Source organism: Natronohydrobacter thiooxidans, assembly GCF_001884735.1.
Classification (GTDB): Bacteria; Pseudomonadota; Alphaproteobacteria; order Rhodobacterales; family Rhodobacteraceae; genus Roseinatronobacter; species Roseinatronobacter thiooxidans_A.
Genome location: NZ_MJAP01000013.1, coordinates 78,315 through 93,324, shown reverse-complemented (window position 1 = coordinate 93,324; position 15,010 = coordinate 78,315). Strand labels below are relative to the sequence as shown.

Genomic DNA, 15,010 nt, shown 5'->3' with positions numbered 1-15,010 from the left:
TGAGCCGGTTCAAGGGGCAATGATGCGCAAGTTTCTGGTGATCCTCGACGACAGCCGCGAATGTCTGAATGCGATGCGTTTCGCCGCCTTGCGGGCCGCGCGCACGGGCGAACAGGTACAGATCCTGTCCATCGTCTCGCCCGAGGAATTTCAGGGCTGGGCCGGGGTCGCGGATCTGATGCGGGCCGAAGCACGCGAGCGGATCGAGGCGCATTTCGAGGTCTTCGCCAAATGGATGCGCGACCGGCAAGGCATCAACCCCGAACTGGTGATCCGCGAAGGCGAGCCCGTGGATGAAATCCTCGCCCAGATCGCGGAAGACCCGGAAATCGGAATTCTGGTGCTGGGGGCCGGGACCGAGGGCAATTCGCCGGGACCGCTGGTCACGCAGCTTGCGCGCAGTTCGGGCAGCCTGCCGATCCCGATCACCATCGTGCCCGGAGAATTGTCGCGTGACCGTCTGGAAGAGATTTCCAGAGGCTGAAACCGGCGCACAAGCAATGCGCCTGCTCGCGCCTGAGACGATGACTCAGATCTGCGGCTCGCAGGGGTTCATCCGGCCTGTGGGGCAAGGAAACCTCCTTGTTTTCAATATGCCCCCATCGCTTGATCGCACACAGCCCCGGGCTCAACGGTCGCCGTCAGAATCGCTATCCGTCTGATCCAGAACCTCGTCGCGCACCATCTCGGTCCGGGCCTCGGCATCGCGCGGGTCGCGGGGTTCCTCGGGCTCCGGCGCGGGCGTTTCTCCGCGCAGGGCCTCGGGATTGCGCAGCCAGATATCGCGCTGCGCAAAGGGAATCTCGATGCCTTCTTCCTTGAACCGCTCGACGATCTGATGGCGCAATTCGGTGCGCACGGCCATGGCAAAACCCACATCACTCAGCACCATCCGCAACTCGAAATTCAGCGAGTCCGCGCCGAAATCCATAAAATGGACCTGCGGCGCCGGATCAATCAACGCCAGTGGCTCATTCTCGCCGATCTCCTTGAGAATGCGCGCCACCTTGCGCGTATCCGCCCCATAGGCCACACCAACCGGGATCGAGATCCGCCCCAGCGAGTTGTAGCGCGTCCAGTTCGTTACCGTTCCCTGAATCAGATCGGCATTGGGCACGATGACATCGGTACGATCAAAGGTCTCGATCACGGTCGAGCGCACCGAAATCGAGCGCACGGTCCCCATTGTGCCGCCCACCTCGATCCAGTCCCCTTCGGCCACGGGGCGTTCAATCAGCAGGATCACACCAGAGATGAAGTTCGACACGATATTCTGCAGGCCAAAGCCGATACCCACCGAAAGCGCACCCGCGACGATCGCCAGCCCCGACAGATCGATCCCGGCAGTCGAAATCGCCACCAGCGCCGCAATGAAGATACCGACATAGCCGGTACCCGAAATGATGGCTTTCTGTCCGCCCTTGTCGATCTTGGTCTTGGGCAGGACCGAGCTTTCAAGCGCGCCTTGCAGGATGCGTGTGACCAGAAACCCGATCGAGAATACAATGACGAAGCTCAGGATATTTGTCGGCGAGATCCGCGTGTCCCCGATGCGGAACCCTTCACGCAACACTTGCAGGAATTCCAACAACTCGGTGGGGCGCATCCCCCAGATCAGCGCGAAAACCGGCAGCGACAGGATCACCAGAACAAAGTTGAACAGTGACGGGATCAGCGCCGAATCCGGGTCTTCCTCGGATTTGGTGACAACGCAGTAAATGTCATCGTCAAGCTGCATCAGGAAGAGCAGTACAACAATCAACCCAAGCGAGGTGACCGTGGAATAGAGCAACGCCTCTGCCGCCTGCACATAGCCGATCGCAGCAAAGACCGGAGCTCCTACACCGACGATCATCAGCACCTTGCCAAGTACCGCGATCATCCGGTCCAGGAAGCGGGGCACGCGCGTCTCATCTTCCCGGATCGCCTGATTGTGCTGACCCAGCAACATGCCGAGCCGGAAGAGCACCAATCCGATGAAGACAAGTACCGGGAAGGCCAGCACGGCATTGGCCGCATCGGAATTGGTGTCGACGGGAAAGAGTTCGTCGAACAGGCTGGCAACGGCCAAGGCCAGCCCGATCATATTGGCCCAGAAACGCCCTTCCCGGCGGCGGTTCGCGGGCAGATGCAAGGGCGCCGACGCGCCGTCCTCAACCGGGAACATCTGCCGCCCCGCCCAGCGCGCGGTGAAATAGGCCATTCCTGCAACAACCATCCCGGTTGTGACAGGCTCACTGGTGGTTCCCAGAAGCGAACTCAGCTCCAGCGCGAAGCTGATGGCAATGACCGCCGTCACAGGAACAAGGATCTGAGTCAAGGACAGCAGACGCGCCAGAATGCGTTTGCCGCGACGCGTCTTGCCATCACTCAGCCAGCGCGCGACAATCTGCTCGATCCAGAACCGTCCCCGCAACAACACGAAGCCTGAGACCAGCAACAGAAGCAGCGACACGGGCAGGTTCGAGCGCAATTCGCGCATGCGGGCCGGGTCATCGACCACCCCGAGCACCTGCGTTCCGAGAACGAAACTGGTCCCCCAGACCGCATCCACTGCTGCAACCCAGTTGACCGGATTGACCGGCGAGGGCCAGAGCGTCAGCAGCGCTTCGGCGTCGCGCTCGCGCAGGGTCGTGTCGATCTGGCGGATCAGCCCGTCCGCGCGGCGAAACGCCTCTTGCGCCGCGATCCCCGGCGCCTGCAGCGCGGTCAGTTGTTCTGCCAACTCAGCCCGGCGTTCGGCGATTTCCGGCGCCTCGGTCGCGCCCTCTTCGGGGGCGGGCCCCAGCGCGGCGATCTGGTCGCGCAGGCTGGCGATACGGGTCTGATTGGCATCCTGCGCTGCCAGAAACCGGGTCCGGTACGCGACGAGTTGGGCCCGCAGTTCTGCAAGCTGCTCGCTGGTGACCGGCCGCCCGTCGAGTTGGCTCTCCGCCTGCTGCGCAAAACTGCGCCACGCCTCATAGTCGGGCGCTGTGGGCTGTGCCGGTGCGGAAGCGGACCCATTGGGCGCAGTAGGGTCTTGCGCTTGCACGGGTGTTGCAAGGCCCGAAAGCGCACAGATCAGTGCCAGCGCAAGGATGCGGATCAGAGGCATTGCGGTCCCTTATGCATCCTCGAAAACGGGTGGCAGGGACCGGGCGGAGCGTGCCAGCCATTCCGGCACGGGCAAGCCCTTGCCGCGCAGGAACTCGGGGTTGAACAGTTTCGACTGGTAGCGCGTGCCATAGTCGCACAGCACCGTCACGATGGTATGCCCCGGCCCCATCTCGCGCGCCATGCGGATCGCGCCGGCCACATTCACCCCGGACGACCCCCCAAGGCACAACCCCTCCTCGGCCAGCAAATCAAAGACAATCGGCAGCGCTTCTTCGTCGGGAATCTGCGCGCAGAAATCCGGCTGCATGCCTTCGAGATTGGCCGTGATCCGCCCCTGCCCGATGCCTTCGGTGATGGATGTGCCCTCGGATACCATCTCGCCGGTCGTGTAGAAGCTGTAAAGCGCCGCGCCCATGGGATCGGCCAGCCCGATCTTCACGCCCTTGGGCTGAAGCGCCTGAGCAACCCCCGCGAGCGTGCCGCCAGAGCCCACAGCACAGATGAAGCCATCGACCTTGCCACCGGTCTGTTCCCAGATCTCGGGGCCGGTGGTTTCCAGATGCGCCTGCCGGTTGGCCACATTGTCGAACTGATTGGCCCAGATTGCCCCTTTGGGTTCCGTCTTGGCAAGCGCGGCCGCAAGACGCCCGGAATAGCGCACATAATTGTTCGGGTTACGATAGGGCGCGGCAGGCACTTCGACCAGTTCTGCGCCAGCGAGGCGCAGCATGTCCTTCTTTTCCTGACTCTGGGTTTCGGGAATGACGATGACAGTGCGAAATCCCATCGAGGCCCCCACCAGCGCCAGACCGATCCCGGTATTGCCTGCAGTCCCTTCGACAATCGTGCCGCCGGGCTTGAGCTCGCCGCGCGCCACAGCGTCACGGATGATATAGAGCGCGGCGCGATCCTTGACCGACTGGCCGGGATTGAGGAACTCGGCCTTGCCGAGGATCTCGCAACCCGTGGCGGCGCTGGCCTTGTTCAGGCGGATCAGCGGGGTGTTCCCTATCGCAGCGGACAGGTTTGCATGAAGGGTCATGTCAGACTCCAATGACAATGTTGCGCACCGTCCATGAAGCGGCGCGCGATCACAAGCGCCCCTGACGCAGCTGTGACCGGGGCAAGAAAACCAGGCGTCAGAGCGAGCCGTAGCGCTTGGCAGTGCGCGCAAACAGCCATAGCCCGAAAGCCACGGCAGCCTGACCCGCACCGAAGAACAGCGGACTTATCTGCCCGAGTTCGGTCAGGCCCTGCGCAAAGGCAAGCGCGCCCCAGACCAGCGTCACAAGTGCCACCAGAAGTGTCAGGGCCAGCAACAGCACCGACGCGCGATCGCCCAGCAACAAGAGTAGCGCGCCAAGCAGCCCCGTCCAGATGGTCAGGGTCAGCGCCAGTCCCGCCCATTGCGGCATGGCATCGAACAGACCGCCCAACCCCATGGGAACAGGCAAGGGCAGATAGCCCGCCAGCGCATCATAGCGCCCATGAACATATTCCAGCGCGTGAAAGCCAAACCAGAAAAGCCCGACTACTCCGAAAAGCGTGGTAAGAATACTGCGGCCCCGAACTGCTGGCATGTAATACTCCTTCTTTGCGGCCAGATTGCCCTGACTGGCGCAGACTGTCCAGCCCTCGCGCTTGAACATGGAGCGGCGCCACAAAGGAAAAAGCGCCCCGCCAGAGGCAGAGCGCTTCGGGTAAACTGTCAGGAAAAATCAGGCTGCGAAAAGCAGGCGGGCCTCATGGGCCTTGAGCGTCATGCGCGCCGCCGTGTATGCGGACTGACCGGCTTTCCCGGCGAGTTCGGGAAAGAGCGCCAGAATCTCGTCGCGTTGCTCGGCACCCAGCCCGTCAAGCGAATGGTCGGCGGGCTGGAAGCTCTCGCTCCACATCCCGTCACCAAGCACGATCTGGTGCGATTCGAACATGACATGCACATAGCTGACCGGACGGCTGTCGCGCTCGATGCCCGGCTGCCCGACCAGATGCCCGGCCGGAACAAGCACTTCCTTTTCGCCGAACAGCATTTCGGCCTGTGCGCCGCAGATCAGAACGCGGTGCGCGGGCGAGACGCGGGTATCCACCTCGGGGGTGTTCAGCCCCAGCGATCCCGCACGCAGCAACACTGCCGCGAATTCCGGCTGCGCGGCCAGTTCTGCCGCGTCAATGCTGCGCTGGCCCGTCCAGACAAGCGGCATGTAACCATGATCGCGCGTCAGCACCAGATCACCGACCGCAAGCGTTTCGACAGCTTTGCGCCCCTCTGCCGTGTCGATCAACGTACCCGCGACGAAACAGGGGATTTCAACATCGTCATCATTGCTCAGCTTGCTGTCGTCACTGCCCGGCGTCAGGTTGACAACCCCTTCATCGACCGGGGGCGACGAGACTTCGATACTCACGATCGCGCCCGGCAGCCACGGGTCATCGATGTTGAACGTGTCGGAGGGAGACAGGAAACTGAGTGTGCCGCCATCCGGTCCCTCAAGCGTCAGCGCGACAGTCTGGCCTTGCTGGGTGAAGGTTTCGCCGGTTTCCGGGTCAATCTTGGTATAGGTGCCCCAGAATTCGTGCACCCCGACCAGTGAATAGGTCACACCGTCGATTTCGACTGTCGATCCGACCGGGATGAGATTGCCGAATGTGCCCTCGGGGGTGTCGAACACCAATCCGTCGCGCACATCCTTGAGTTCGGACAGATCCGGGTGGTCGTCATAGGTAAAGGTCGTCCCCATCTCGGTTTCCGTCGTAATGCCGGTACCGCGGGTCAGGATGAGATCATTAACTGTAACCAAAGGCATCGCTGTTCACCTTCCACCAAGTACGAGGGTGGCGCCTGCTGCACCCTTCCCAAAACCATATGTTTCACATTCTGCGCAAAGCAGAATTGCCCTTCACAGCACAACATATCTTAACGTACCGGGTTTTGCCTGTAGTTTGCGGCAAAAACATGGCGTGCCGAAACAAAACTGCTAAAAACACAGCATCATTGTTCTCAAAACAGAAACAACGAGGCGGGCCAATCCGGTTTGTCGGCAAATCCGTTCAAGCCCGTCACAGGCGCCTCTCCTATGGCGCGTCCGCGCGCACGCAAAGAACAACCTGCGCGCGAAGCCTGGAAGCTCTTTTTGTTAACTATGATTCCGGCGGCGAATCAGGTCTCAGGGAAGGGCCTTGCGATACAGGTGCCAGCTGGCATGCCCGAGCAGAGGCAGTACAAGAAACAGCCCGAGAAACAGCGGCAGCATCCCGGCGAAAAGCAGCACCGCGATCAGCCCGGCCCAGACCGCCATGACCGCGAAATTGGTCGTCACGACCTTGAAGGAGGTGATCATCGCGGTGATGAAATCGACCTCGCGATCCAGGAGCAGCGGAAGCGAAACGACCGTCAGCGCGAACAGCGTCGCCGCCATCACCCCGCCGATCGTACCGCCGACAAGCAGCATCATCAGCCCCGGCCCTGACAGCAGCATCTCTGCCGTCGAACTCGTGATCGGGCGCAGGCCGAAGAACAGCGCAAATATCGTATGCGCCACAAAGACCCAGAACATGAAAGCCAGCATGATCACCATCGCCATGGACGGAACCTGCCGGTCCTTCTGCGCCAGAACGCAGCCAGCGACAGCAGTCCAGTTCAGCGGTTCATTCTGCTCCAGTCGGCGGCTGACCTCATAGAGGCCGGTCGCCGCAAAGGGCGCGAGCAGTGGAAACCCGACGGCGATGGGAATGAACCACCAGCTTTGCCCCGAGGCGAGAAACACCGCATATAGCACAAGCCCGCCCAGAACATAGACCAGCGAGAAGGCGATGCCGAAGATCGGCGCGCGCAGAAAGTCGCGCAGGCCCGCATGCAAGACCGTGGCAAGATCGGCATGGCTCAGTTTCTGAGGTGCCGGAACAGGCGATGGCGGCAGGTGCGCCGCGCTGGACATGTGGTCAGACATAAGATTTCCTCCGGTTCCCTGAGCGAAGGATAGAACTGCGCCGGAAAGCCGCGCAAGGAAATTCGCGCCGGAACGCGTGGTCCTTGGCGTGAAATCTCGGCTGCTCAGTCAGCAATCGCGCGCCGGTAGAGATGCCAGGTTGCATGCCCGAGAACCGGCAGGGCAATGAACAGGCCCAGAAAGGCCGGGGCCATCGCCACGATCATGATGGCCGCGATCAGTGCCGCCCAGCGCAGCATGACCTGCGGATTACTGCGCACTGTCTCGATACTGGCGATCAGGGCGGTGGCAAAATCCACCTCGCGGTCCAGCAGCATCGGCAGGCTGATCACCGTGATCGAGAAAAGCGCGAGCGCCACGACCGCGCCCACCATCGTTCCAACCAGCAGCATCAGGATTCCGCTGCCCGTGACCAGCAGACCAAGGCTTTCGAATCCGATCCCGCTCTGCGCCATGAAGATCGCGAAAATGCCGCGCGCGAGGATGATCCAGAAGCCGAAGATGATCAGCACGCAAACGGCCATCAGCGCAAGCTGGCCATCGCCCCGCCCTTTCAGCGCGCCCAGCACCGGCCGCCAGAGCAACGGCTCGCCCGCTTCGCGACGACGGCTGACCTCATAAAGACCGATGGCCGCAAACGGCGCCAGCAGGGGAAACCCGGCCGCGATGGGAACGAACCAGACCGGCTGACCCGCCGCCCCCAGACCGAACCAGAGCGCCAGCCCACCCAGCACATAGACCAATGCGAAGAAAAGGCCGAAAGCGGGCGCGGCCCTGAAATCGGCGAAGCCCGCCGCAAGCGCCGCGCGCAGATCGGCTATCTCAAGATTGCGCGGGCTGGCCCGATGAGAGGCCGATGACTGAAGCGTGGTGCCGGACATGCGCTGGACTCCTCTTCTGACCTGAAATGCCAGAAGTCTAAGCCTGCGACATACTGCCGCGCAAGAAAATCCGCGCCGCCGGTCAGGGGATTGCGGTCACATCCGGGTTAGCCGCGCTCAATCGCCCGCCGTCGCCTCGGCCCGCGATTTTCCGGCAACATCCCGCGCCAGTGTCGCCGCCATCAGCCCGTCCAGCGCCCCGTCCAGCACGCCCTGGGTATCCGATGTCTCGAACCCAGTGCGCAGGTCTTTCACCATCTGATAGGGATGCAGCACATAAGAGCGGATCTGATTGCCCCAGCCTGCATCGCCCTTGGCGTCATGCGCGGCCTCGATGGCTTCGGTGCGCTTGCGCAATTCCATCTCATAGAGCCGCGATTTCAGCGCATTCATCGCGATCTCGCGGTTCTGATGCTGCGATTTCTGGCTCGATGTGGTCACGATACCCGTCGGAATATGCGTGATCCGCACCGCCGAATCCGTGGTGTTGACATGCTGCCCGCCCGCGCCCGAAGAGCGATAGGTGTCGATGCGGATATCCGAGGGGTTGATCTCGATCTCGATATTGTCATCCACCACCGGATAGACCCAGACCGAACTGAACGAAGTATGCCTGCGCGCAGAACTGTCATAGGGCGAGATCCGCACCAGCCGGTGCACGCCGGATTCCGATTTCAGCCAGCCATAGGCATTATGGCCGCTGATCTTGTAGGCGACCGAACGGATGCCCGCTTCCTCGCCCGCGCTCTCGCTCATCATCTCGACCGTGTAGCCGCGCTTCTCGGCCCATCGGACATACATCCGCGCCAGCATCGACGCCCAATCGCAGCTTTCCGTCCCGCCTGCGCCGGCATTGATCTCAAGGAACGTGTCATTGCTGTCAGCTTCGCCGTTCAGCAGCGCCTCAAGCTCTTTCTCGGCGGCGACCCTGGCCAGCTTGGCCAGTTCGGATTCGGCTTCCGCCACGATCTCGGTATCGCCCTCGGCTTCGCCCAGTTCGATCAGCCCGACCTGATCCTCCATCTCGCGCGAGAGCGAGCGGTAGGTTTCCAGCGCATCGGCCAACAAGCGGCGGTCCCGCATCAGCGCCTGCGCGCGCGCGGGGTCATTCCAGAGCGCCGGATCTTCCGACATCGCGTCAAATTCTTCCAGCCGGTGCGGGGCCGTTTCAATGTCCATCCGCTGGCCCAGCAGGGTCAGGGATTTGCGGATCGCATCAATATGGCCTTGCGTCTCAGAGCGCATTCCGTCTCACCATTCGCTGATCAGTCTGTTCAAGCGCGTGCATAGCGCGGCGCGCCCGAAGGGGCAAGCGCGGCTCAGTAGAGCCCGCCTGTCGAGATTGTGCCAAGGCTTGCGGGCGCGCGCTGCTGCACCTGACCGCGTCCGGCATCGGGGTTCTGCAACGCCTCGTAGCTCTCGCCCGGTGTGAACATCGGCAGATCAGAACCCAGCGAGAAGCCCCCGTCAATCACAGCCGCCAGACCGAAGATCGGCTCGACGCCTTCGCGGAAGAATTCCATCACCACATTCGCCCCGGTTGCATCATCGGGCAGACGCGCGCCGGTATTGCGGTCGATCTTCATGAAATAGCCGCCTTCGGGCACGCGGAACCGCCCGCCACCATATTTCTTGACTGCTTCCAGCATGAACTCATTGAAGACCGGGCCGCAGATCGTGCCACCCCCGGCGCCACGCCCCAGTGGGCGCGGCTGGTCATAGCCGATATAGCACCCGGCGACGATATTCGAGGTATAGCCCACGAACCAGACATCGCGCGCTTCGTTGGTGGTGCCGGTCTTGCCCGCCGTCGGGACCGGCAGGTTCACGGTGCGCGCGGCGGTTCCGCGTTCGACCACGCCCTGCATCATCGAGGTCAGCTGATAGGCCGTGACCGCATCCATCACCCGCGCGCGTCTGTGCGTGATCCAGGGGGTGCGGCCCGAAGGCAAGGCCCGCTCGTCGCAATCGACACAGTTGCGCTGGTCATGACGGTAGATCGTCTTGCCCCAGCGATCCTGCACACGGTCCACCAGCGTGGGTTCCACACGCTCGCCGCCATTGGCGAACATGGCATAGGCCGCCACCATGCGAAACAGCGTGGTCTCCTGCGACCCGAGCGAGGCGGCCAGGAATTGCTGTGCCCGGTCATAGACGCCAAAACGTTCGGCATAGCCCCCGACGACATCCATGCCGATTTCCTGCGCAAGGCGAATAGTCATCAGGTTGCGCGACAACTCGATCCCGCGCCGCACCGGGGTCGGCCCGTAGAACTGGTTCGACGCATTGGTGGGGCGCCAGATCCCCTGCGGTGTGTTCACCTCGATGGGCGCATCATTGACGATGGTGGCAGGCGTGAAGCCGCTGTCAAGCGCTGCCGCATAGACGAAGGGCTTATAGGCAGACCCCGGCTGACGCTGCGCCTGTGTCGCCCGGTTGAAAACCGAATGCTGGTAGGAAAAACCGCCCTGCATGGCGATCACCCGGCCGGTATTGACGTCCATCGCCATGAAGCCGCCCTGCACATTCGGCACCTGCCGCAGCGACCAGCGGATATGGCTACCATCGCTGTCCGAGGTAACGCGGCGCACATAGACCACATCGCCCACATTCAGATTGTCCGACAGCGACCCCCGCGCCCAGTTGATATCGGCCCGTTCGACCACATGGGGCGCGTGGTAATCAGTGGCAACAGCCTCGATCCCCAGCCGGGCGCTGTCGGCACTGACCTCCAACACGACCGCCGGATACCAGCGATTGCCCAGCGTGATGTCGCGCGCGAGTTCCAGATCGGCCAGCGCAGTGCGCCATGCCCCCTCGTCCCCGAGTTGCTCGGGCTCGATGGTGTGGCCCGTGGTCCGCAACCGCCCAAGCCCGCGATCATACTCCTCCAGCGCGCGTTGCAGCGCATGGGCGGCATGGATCTGCATCTCGGGGTCGATGGTCGCGCGGATCGACAGCCCGCCCGCGAAGAATTCTTCCTCGCCGAACGTCCCTGACAACTGGCGGCGCACTTCATCGGTGAAATAATCCCGCGACGGCATCGAGGCGCGCGGATTGGGGAAATCGCCCGACTGGACCGTCAACAACGGCTTGTCGCGGGCGGCATCATGCTCAGTGCTGGTGATGAACCCGTTGCGCAGCATCTCACCCAGAACATAGTTGCGCCGCGCCGTCACGCGGTCGCGGTTGCGCACCGGGTGATAGCTCGACGGGGCTTGCGGCAGGGCTGCCAGAAAGGCGGCCTCATGCAGATCCAGCTCGTCCAGGGTCTTGTTGAAATAGGTCTGGGCGGCGGCGGTCACACCATAGGAATTCTGCCCCAGAAAGATCTCGTTGAGATAGAGTTCCAGAATCTGGTCCTTCGTCAGGGTGCCCTCGACCCGGCTGGCAAGGATCAGTTCCTTGATCTTGCGTTCCCCCGTCCGGTCCCCGGAGAGCAGAAAGTTCTTCATCACCTGCTGGGTGATGGTCGAGGCGCCGCGCAGGTTCTCGCCACGCGATGCGACAGCCTCATAGGCGACCACAGCCATGGCGCGCGCGTCAAAACCGGTATGGACATAGAAATTCCGGTCCTCGGCGGCGATGAAAGCGTTCTTCACCGGCTCGGGGATATCCTCAATCGGCGTGAAGAGGCGCCGCTCGGTTGCGAATTCGTCGATCAACCGCCCTTCGCCCGAATAGATGCGGCTGATCGTGGGCGGGGCGTAGCTGGCAAGCTGCTCGTGATTGGGCAGATCCTGACTGTAGAACCAGAACACGCCCCCGACCGCGACTGCAACGAAAACAGCCGCGGTTATGACGAAACTGAAAATTCCGCCAAAGAAAGATAGAATCGCTCTGAGCACGCGCGCCTCTTTATGTATTTTGCGCTCTATACGATAAGCGCTTTGGCCCGTCAGGTCAAAACACGGGCCGGTCAACAGAAAATTGACCCTGACTCAGAAACGACACCGGAACCGGCCCGCCACTCAGTGCCGCCTGAGCGCCTGTTGCGCAAGGTCTTCGCGATGCCAGATTTCCAGCCCGTCGGCGATGGATTCGGCCATGCGCTGGCGCCATGTACTATCCTGAAGATTGGCCAGATCGCGCGGGCTGGACATGAACCCGAGTTCAATCAGCGCCGAAGGCATATCCACTGCCCTGAGCACCGTGAAGGCGCCCGACTGGACCGGACGGCGGTGCAGCCGTATATCGGCCGCGCCCATGCCCGCCACCAGCGCATCCGCGAGCGCACGCGCGCGCGGCGCCGTATCCTGCCAGGCGACCGACATCAGCACGCGGGCGATTTCATCGGTGTTGCGGCTCAGATCGACCCCGGCCAGCAGATCGGCGCGGTCATGGCGTTCGGCCAGATAGGCCGCGGAATCGTCGCTCGCCTCATCCCCCAGCAGATAGACCACCGTCCCCGTGGCAATGCCCTCGGGCAGCGCATCGGCATGCAGCGACAGTAACAGATCCGCCCCGGCTGCGCGTGCCGCGCGGATCCGCCCGTCCAGCGACACGAAATCATCGGCATTGCGCGTCATGCCGACCTCGAACACGCCCCGGCGCAGCAACACCTCGCGCAGTTCGCGCGCGAAATCCAGCACCAGATCCGCCTCGCGCACGCCGCCGCGCTCGGCACCGGGGTCAATCCCGCCATGACCGGGATCCAGCATCACCAGAGGCTTTCTCTCGGCATTCCCCGTCGGCGGGAGCGCAGGCGCATCGGGATGCAGCAATGCAGGGCTTGTGCGCGACGCGAACTCGGCCTCGCTCTGCGCGAGCCGTTCGAACTCTTCCAGCGCGACGCGCTGCAGGTCGAGATGAATCACGGCGCGACCCGTCTCTTCGCTCACCCGTTGTTCCGAACGGCGCAGCGCGAAAGGCGCGGTCAGATCGACAACCATACGCGCCCAGCCATCCGGCAGATGCCCCATGCGCACTGCCCCGACCGGCCCCTGTCGCGCGCGGTCAGCCCCGAGCCCGGCGGCGCCCCAGTCCAGCGTATTGGCATCGACCACCAGTCGCGGCGGATTGGCCAGCATCCGCACCCGGAAGGGCACGGGCTGGCTCAGTGCCAGCCGAAGCGTGATCGCGTCGCGACTGGCCGTCAGCGCGCTGCCCTCTTCCAGCACACGCGCCTGAACCCCAAGGCCCGATTGCGCGAGACCCGGCCCGGACCAGACCATGGCGAGCATGGCTGCCAGCATGACAAGCCTCCGAAACACTCCGATCCGATGCTGTGCCACGCGCTGCCCCGCCATTATTCCGGCTCTTGCCCTTTCATGCCGTGATACATGCTCACCCTGCCCCGGAAAACCGCTTTCCCGCGGACACACCCCTGAAATAGCGCTCACATTTCCGAAAGCGCCCCCTTGCCGCGCTGCCAAGGGTTGATTCCACGCCGCGCGCAGGATTTAAGAGCAGCAGGATTTTGACACAGGATACGACGCGCGCGCCGGATGGCCTTCGCGCCCCAGAAAGACAGGAACGCACAGATGGCAGGAGCTTCAGAGACCACGACCAAAAGCGGATCGCTTCAACTCACCGATTCCGGTCTGATCGGAACCTGTTTCGCGGCTGCAGCGCTGGGTCTTCTGGTGCTCACCTCGCCGGGCAGCAGCGGCAATGCGACCTCAACCCCGGTGGTGGAAGAGGAAACAGAGAGCGGTGCCGCGCTCGTTGAAGAACCGGCAGCGGTCGCGGAAGCAGATGCCGAATTCGGGGCGCGCGTGCGCAGCTATCTGTTGCAGAACCCGGAAGTGATCTTCGAGGCCGTGGCGGCCTATGAACAGCGAAATGCCGCCGCGCAGGCGGATATGGACCGCGCCATCCTCGAAGCCAATGCCGAAGCGCTGTTCAATGACGGCCATTCCTGGGTCGGCGGCAATCCCGAGGGTGATATCACGCTGGTCGAATTCCTCGATTATCGCTGCGGGTTTTGCAAACGCGCGCATGATGAAGTCGCGACCCTGCTAGAAACCGATGGCAATATTCGCCTGATCATCAAGGAATTCCCGATTCTGGGGCCGGATTCGGAACTCGCGTCGCGCTTCGCCGTGGCGACGCTGCGCCTTGCCGGGGACGAGACCTATGAGGCCGTCCATGACGCGCTGATGCGCCATGACGGCCCGATCACGCCGGAGTATCTGGACGAGCTTGCGAGCTCGTTCGATCTGGATTTCGAGGCCATTGTGGCCGAGATGGACAGCGAGCCCGTGAGCACTGTGCTGGCCGAAAACCGTGCACTGGCACAGCGGTTGCAGATCAGCGGCACGCCCACTTTCGTGATGGAAACTGAAATGATCCGCGGCTTCGTGGATGCGGATGTGCTGATCGAAACGGCTCAGGCCCTGCGCGACTGAGCCAGTATCCGGGCAAGTCGCGCCCTGCCCTCGCCCGGCACGCAAGCCCGGCGAAGGCAGGGGCATAACGCCCCGGTCCCTACCCCCTGTCCCAATCCCGCAGCCGCGCGACATAGCGCGCCAGCGTGTCAATCTCCAGATTGACCCGATCCCCCAGAGCGACATCGCCCCATGTCGTCACGGTCTTGGTATGCGGGATCAGGTTCACCCCGAATTCCGCGCCTTCGACCTCGTTTACGGTGAGCGAGGTGCCGTTCAGCGCAACCGACCCTTTCGGCGCGATGAATCCCGCCAGATGCTCGGGCGCGCGGAAGCGCAGGCGCGTGCTCTCGCCTTCATCGCGCAAGCCCACCACTTCGGCCACCCCATCGACATGGCCGGACACGATATGCCCGCCCAACTCATCGCCCAGCTTGAGCGCGCGTTCCAGATTGACGCGTCGGCCCACCGCCCAGTCGCCCAGATTGGTCTTGGCCACGGTTTCGCCCGACACTTGCACCTCGTACCAGTCCGGCCCAAGTGCGACCACGGTCAGGCAGACCCCATCCGAGGCTATCGACGCCCCCAGATCAATTCCGGCGGTCTCATACCCCGTTCCGATCCGCACCCGCAGATCGCCCTTCGGCTCCAACGCGCGGACGATGCCGATATCCGTGATGATGCCTGTGAACATGAAACCCCTCGCACTGCGCCTGTTGCCGTCACGACAGGGCTACCTTGCAGCGCGCGCCTT

The 15,010-nt window shown here is 62.9% G+C and carries 12 protein-coding genes; 2 read left to right on the top strand and 10 right to left on the bottom strand.

The genetic code is table 11. The annotated features are described in order from the left end of the window. Positions 1 to 22 precede the first annotated feature (22 nt). Positions 23 to 484, top strand: a complete 462-nt coding sequence (locus tag BG457_RS09710; protein WP_071797086.1) for a universal stress protein — start codon at positions 23 to 25, stop codon at positions 482 to 484. A gap of 144 nt (positions 485 to 628) precedes the next feature. Here the strand turns inward: BG457_RS09710 and BG457_RS09705 are convergent, their stop codons facing one another. The 9 genes from BG457_RS09705 to BG457_RS09665 form a co-directional block, all read right to left on the bottom strand. Then, complete coding sequence (locus tag BG457_RS09705; protein WP_071796950.1) at positions 629 to 3,097, bottom strand: DUF3772 domain-containing protein; 2,469 nt, start codon at positions 3,095 to 3,097, stop codon at positions 629 to 631. A gap of 9 nt (positions 3,098 to 3,106) precedes the next feature. Beyond that, positions 3,107 to 4,141, bottom strand: a complete 1,035-nt coding sequence (locus BG457_RS09700; protein WP_071796949.1) for a cysteine synthase A — start codon at positions 4,139 to 4,141, stop codon at positions 3,107 to 3,109. Between the two features lie 97 nt (positions 4,142 to 4,238). Next, a complete protein-coding gene (locus BG457_RS09695; protein ID WP_071796948.1) occupies positions 4,239 to 4,748 on the bottom strand; it encodes a hypothetical protein in 510 nt (169 codons plus the stop codon). A gap of 69 nt (positions 4,749 to 4,817) precedes the next feature. Continuing rightward, a complete protein-coding gene (locus BG457_RS09690; protein ID WP_084657575.1) occupies positions 4,818 to 5,903 on the bottom strand; it encodes a Hint domain-containing protein in 1,086 nt (361 codons plus the stop codon). Between the two features lie 360 nt (positions 5,904 to 6,263). After that, positions 6,264 to 7,046 (bottom strand): DUF2189 domain-containing protein, encoded by a 783-nt coding sequence (locus BG457_RS09685; RefSeq protein WP_245770971.1) that lies wholly within the window; start codon positions 7,044 to 7,046, stop codon positions 6,264 to 6,266. Positions 7,047 to 7,150: 104 nt separating this feature from the next. Then, positions 7,151 to 7,927, bottom strand: coding sequence for a DUF2189 domain-containing protein (locus BG457_RS09680; protein ID WP_071796945.1), 777 nt, complete (start codon positions 7,925 to 7,927; stop codon positions 7,151 to 7,153). Between the two features lie 117 nt (positions 7,928 to 8,044). Next, a complete protein-coding gene (prfB, locus tag BG457_RS09675; protein ID WP_071796944.1) occupies positions 8,045 to 9,172 on the bottom strand; it encodes a peptide chain release factor 2 in 1,128 nt (375 codons plus the stop codon). A gap of 74 nt (positions 9,173 to 9,246) precedes the next feature. Then, the gene (locus tag BG457_RS09670; protein ID WP_071796943.1) at positions 9,247 to 11,775 is read right to left on the bottom strand and encodes a penicillin-binding protein 1A; all 2,529 of its coding nucleotides are present in this window, start codon (positions 11,773 to 11,775) and stop codon (positions 9,247 to 9,249) included. A gap of 123 nt (positions 11,776 to 11,898) precedes the next feature. Next, on the bottom strand, positions 11,899 to 13,122 hold the full coding sequence (locus BG457_RS09665) for an N-acetylmuramoyl-L-alanine amidase (protein WP_084657574.1): 1,224 nt from the start codon (positions 13,120 to 13,122) through the stop codon (positions 11,899 to 11,901). Between the two features lie 288 nt (positions 13,123 to 13,410). Between BG457_RS09665 and BG457_RS09660 the strand changes: the two genes are divergently transcribed. After that, entirely contained in the window at positions 13,411 to 14,277 is an 867-nt protein-coding gene (locus BG457_RS09660; RefSeq protein WP_084657588.1) for a DsbA family protein, read from the top strand. A gap of 79 nt (positions 14,278 to 14,356) precedes the next feature. Here BG457_RS09660 and BG457_RS09655 read toward each other — a convergent pair whose 3' ends face one another. Then, positions 14,357 to 14,950 carry a riboflavin synthase gene (locus BG457_RS09655; protein ID WP_071796941.1) on the bottom strand — a complete coding sequence of 198 codons (594 nt, stop codon included), beginning with the start codon at positions 14,948 to 14,950 and terminating at the stop codon, positions 14,357 to 14,359. Positions 14,951 to 15,010: the final 60 nt, after the last annotated feature.

Coding starts and splice junctions, on each gene's coding strand:
- BG457_RS09710 (WP_071797086.1), top strand. CDS start 23: ATGCGCAAGTTTCTGGTGATCCTCGACGACAGCCGCGAATGTCTGAAT.
- BG457_RS09705 (WP_071796950.1), bottom strand. CDS start 3,097: ATGCCTCTGATCCGCATCCTTGCGCTGGCACTGATCTGTGCGCTTTCG.
- BG457_RS09700 (WP_071796949.1), bottom strand. CDS start 4,141: ATGACCCTTCATGCAAACCTGTCCGCTGCGATAGGGAACACCCCGCTG.
- BG457_RS09695 (WP_071796948.1), bottom strand. CDS start 4,748: ATGTTCAAGCGCGAGGGCTGGACAGTCTGCGCCAGTCAGGGCAATCTG.
- BG457_RS09690 (WP_084657575.1), bottom strand. CDS start 5,903: ATGCCTTTGGTTACAGTTAATGATCTCATCCTGACCCGCGGTACCGGC.
- BG457_RS09685 (WP_245770971.1), bottom strand. CDS start 7,046: ATGTCTGACCACATGTCCAGCGCGGCGCACCTGCCGCCATCGCCTGTT.
- BG457_RS09680 (WP_071796945.1), bottom strand. CDS start 7,927: ATGTCCGGCACCACGCTTCAGTCATCGGCCTCTCATCGGGCCAGCCCG.
- prfB (WP_071796944.1), bottom strand. CDS start 9,172: ATGCGCTCTGAGACGCAAGGCCATATTGATGCGATCCGCAAATCCCTG.
- BG457_RS09665 (WP_084657574.1), bottom strand. CDS start 13,122: ATGCTGGCAGCCATGCTCGCCATGGTCTGGTCCGGGCCGGGTCTCGCG.
- BG457_RS09660 (WP_084657588.1), top strand. CDS start 13,411: ATGGCAGGAGCTTCAGAGACCACGACCAAAAGCGGATCGCTTCAACTC.
- BG457_RS09655 (WP_071796941.1), bottom strand. CDS start 14,950: ATGTTCACAGGCATCATCACGGATATCGGCATCGTCCGCGCGTTGGAG.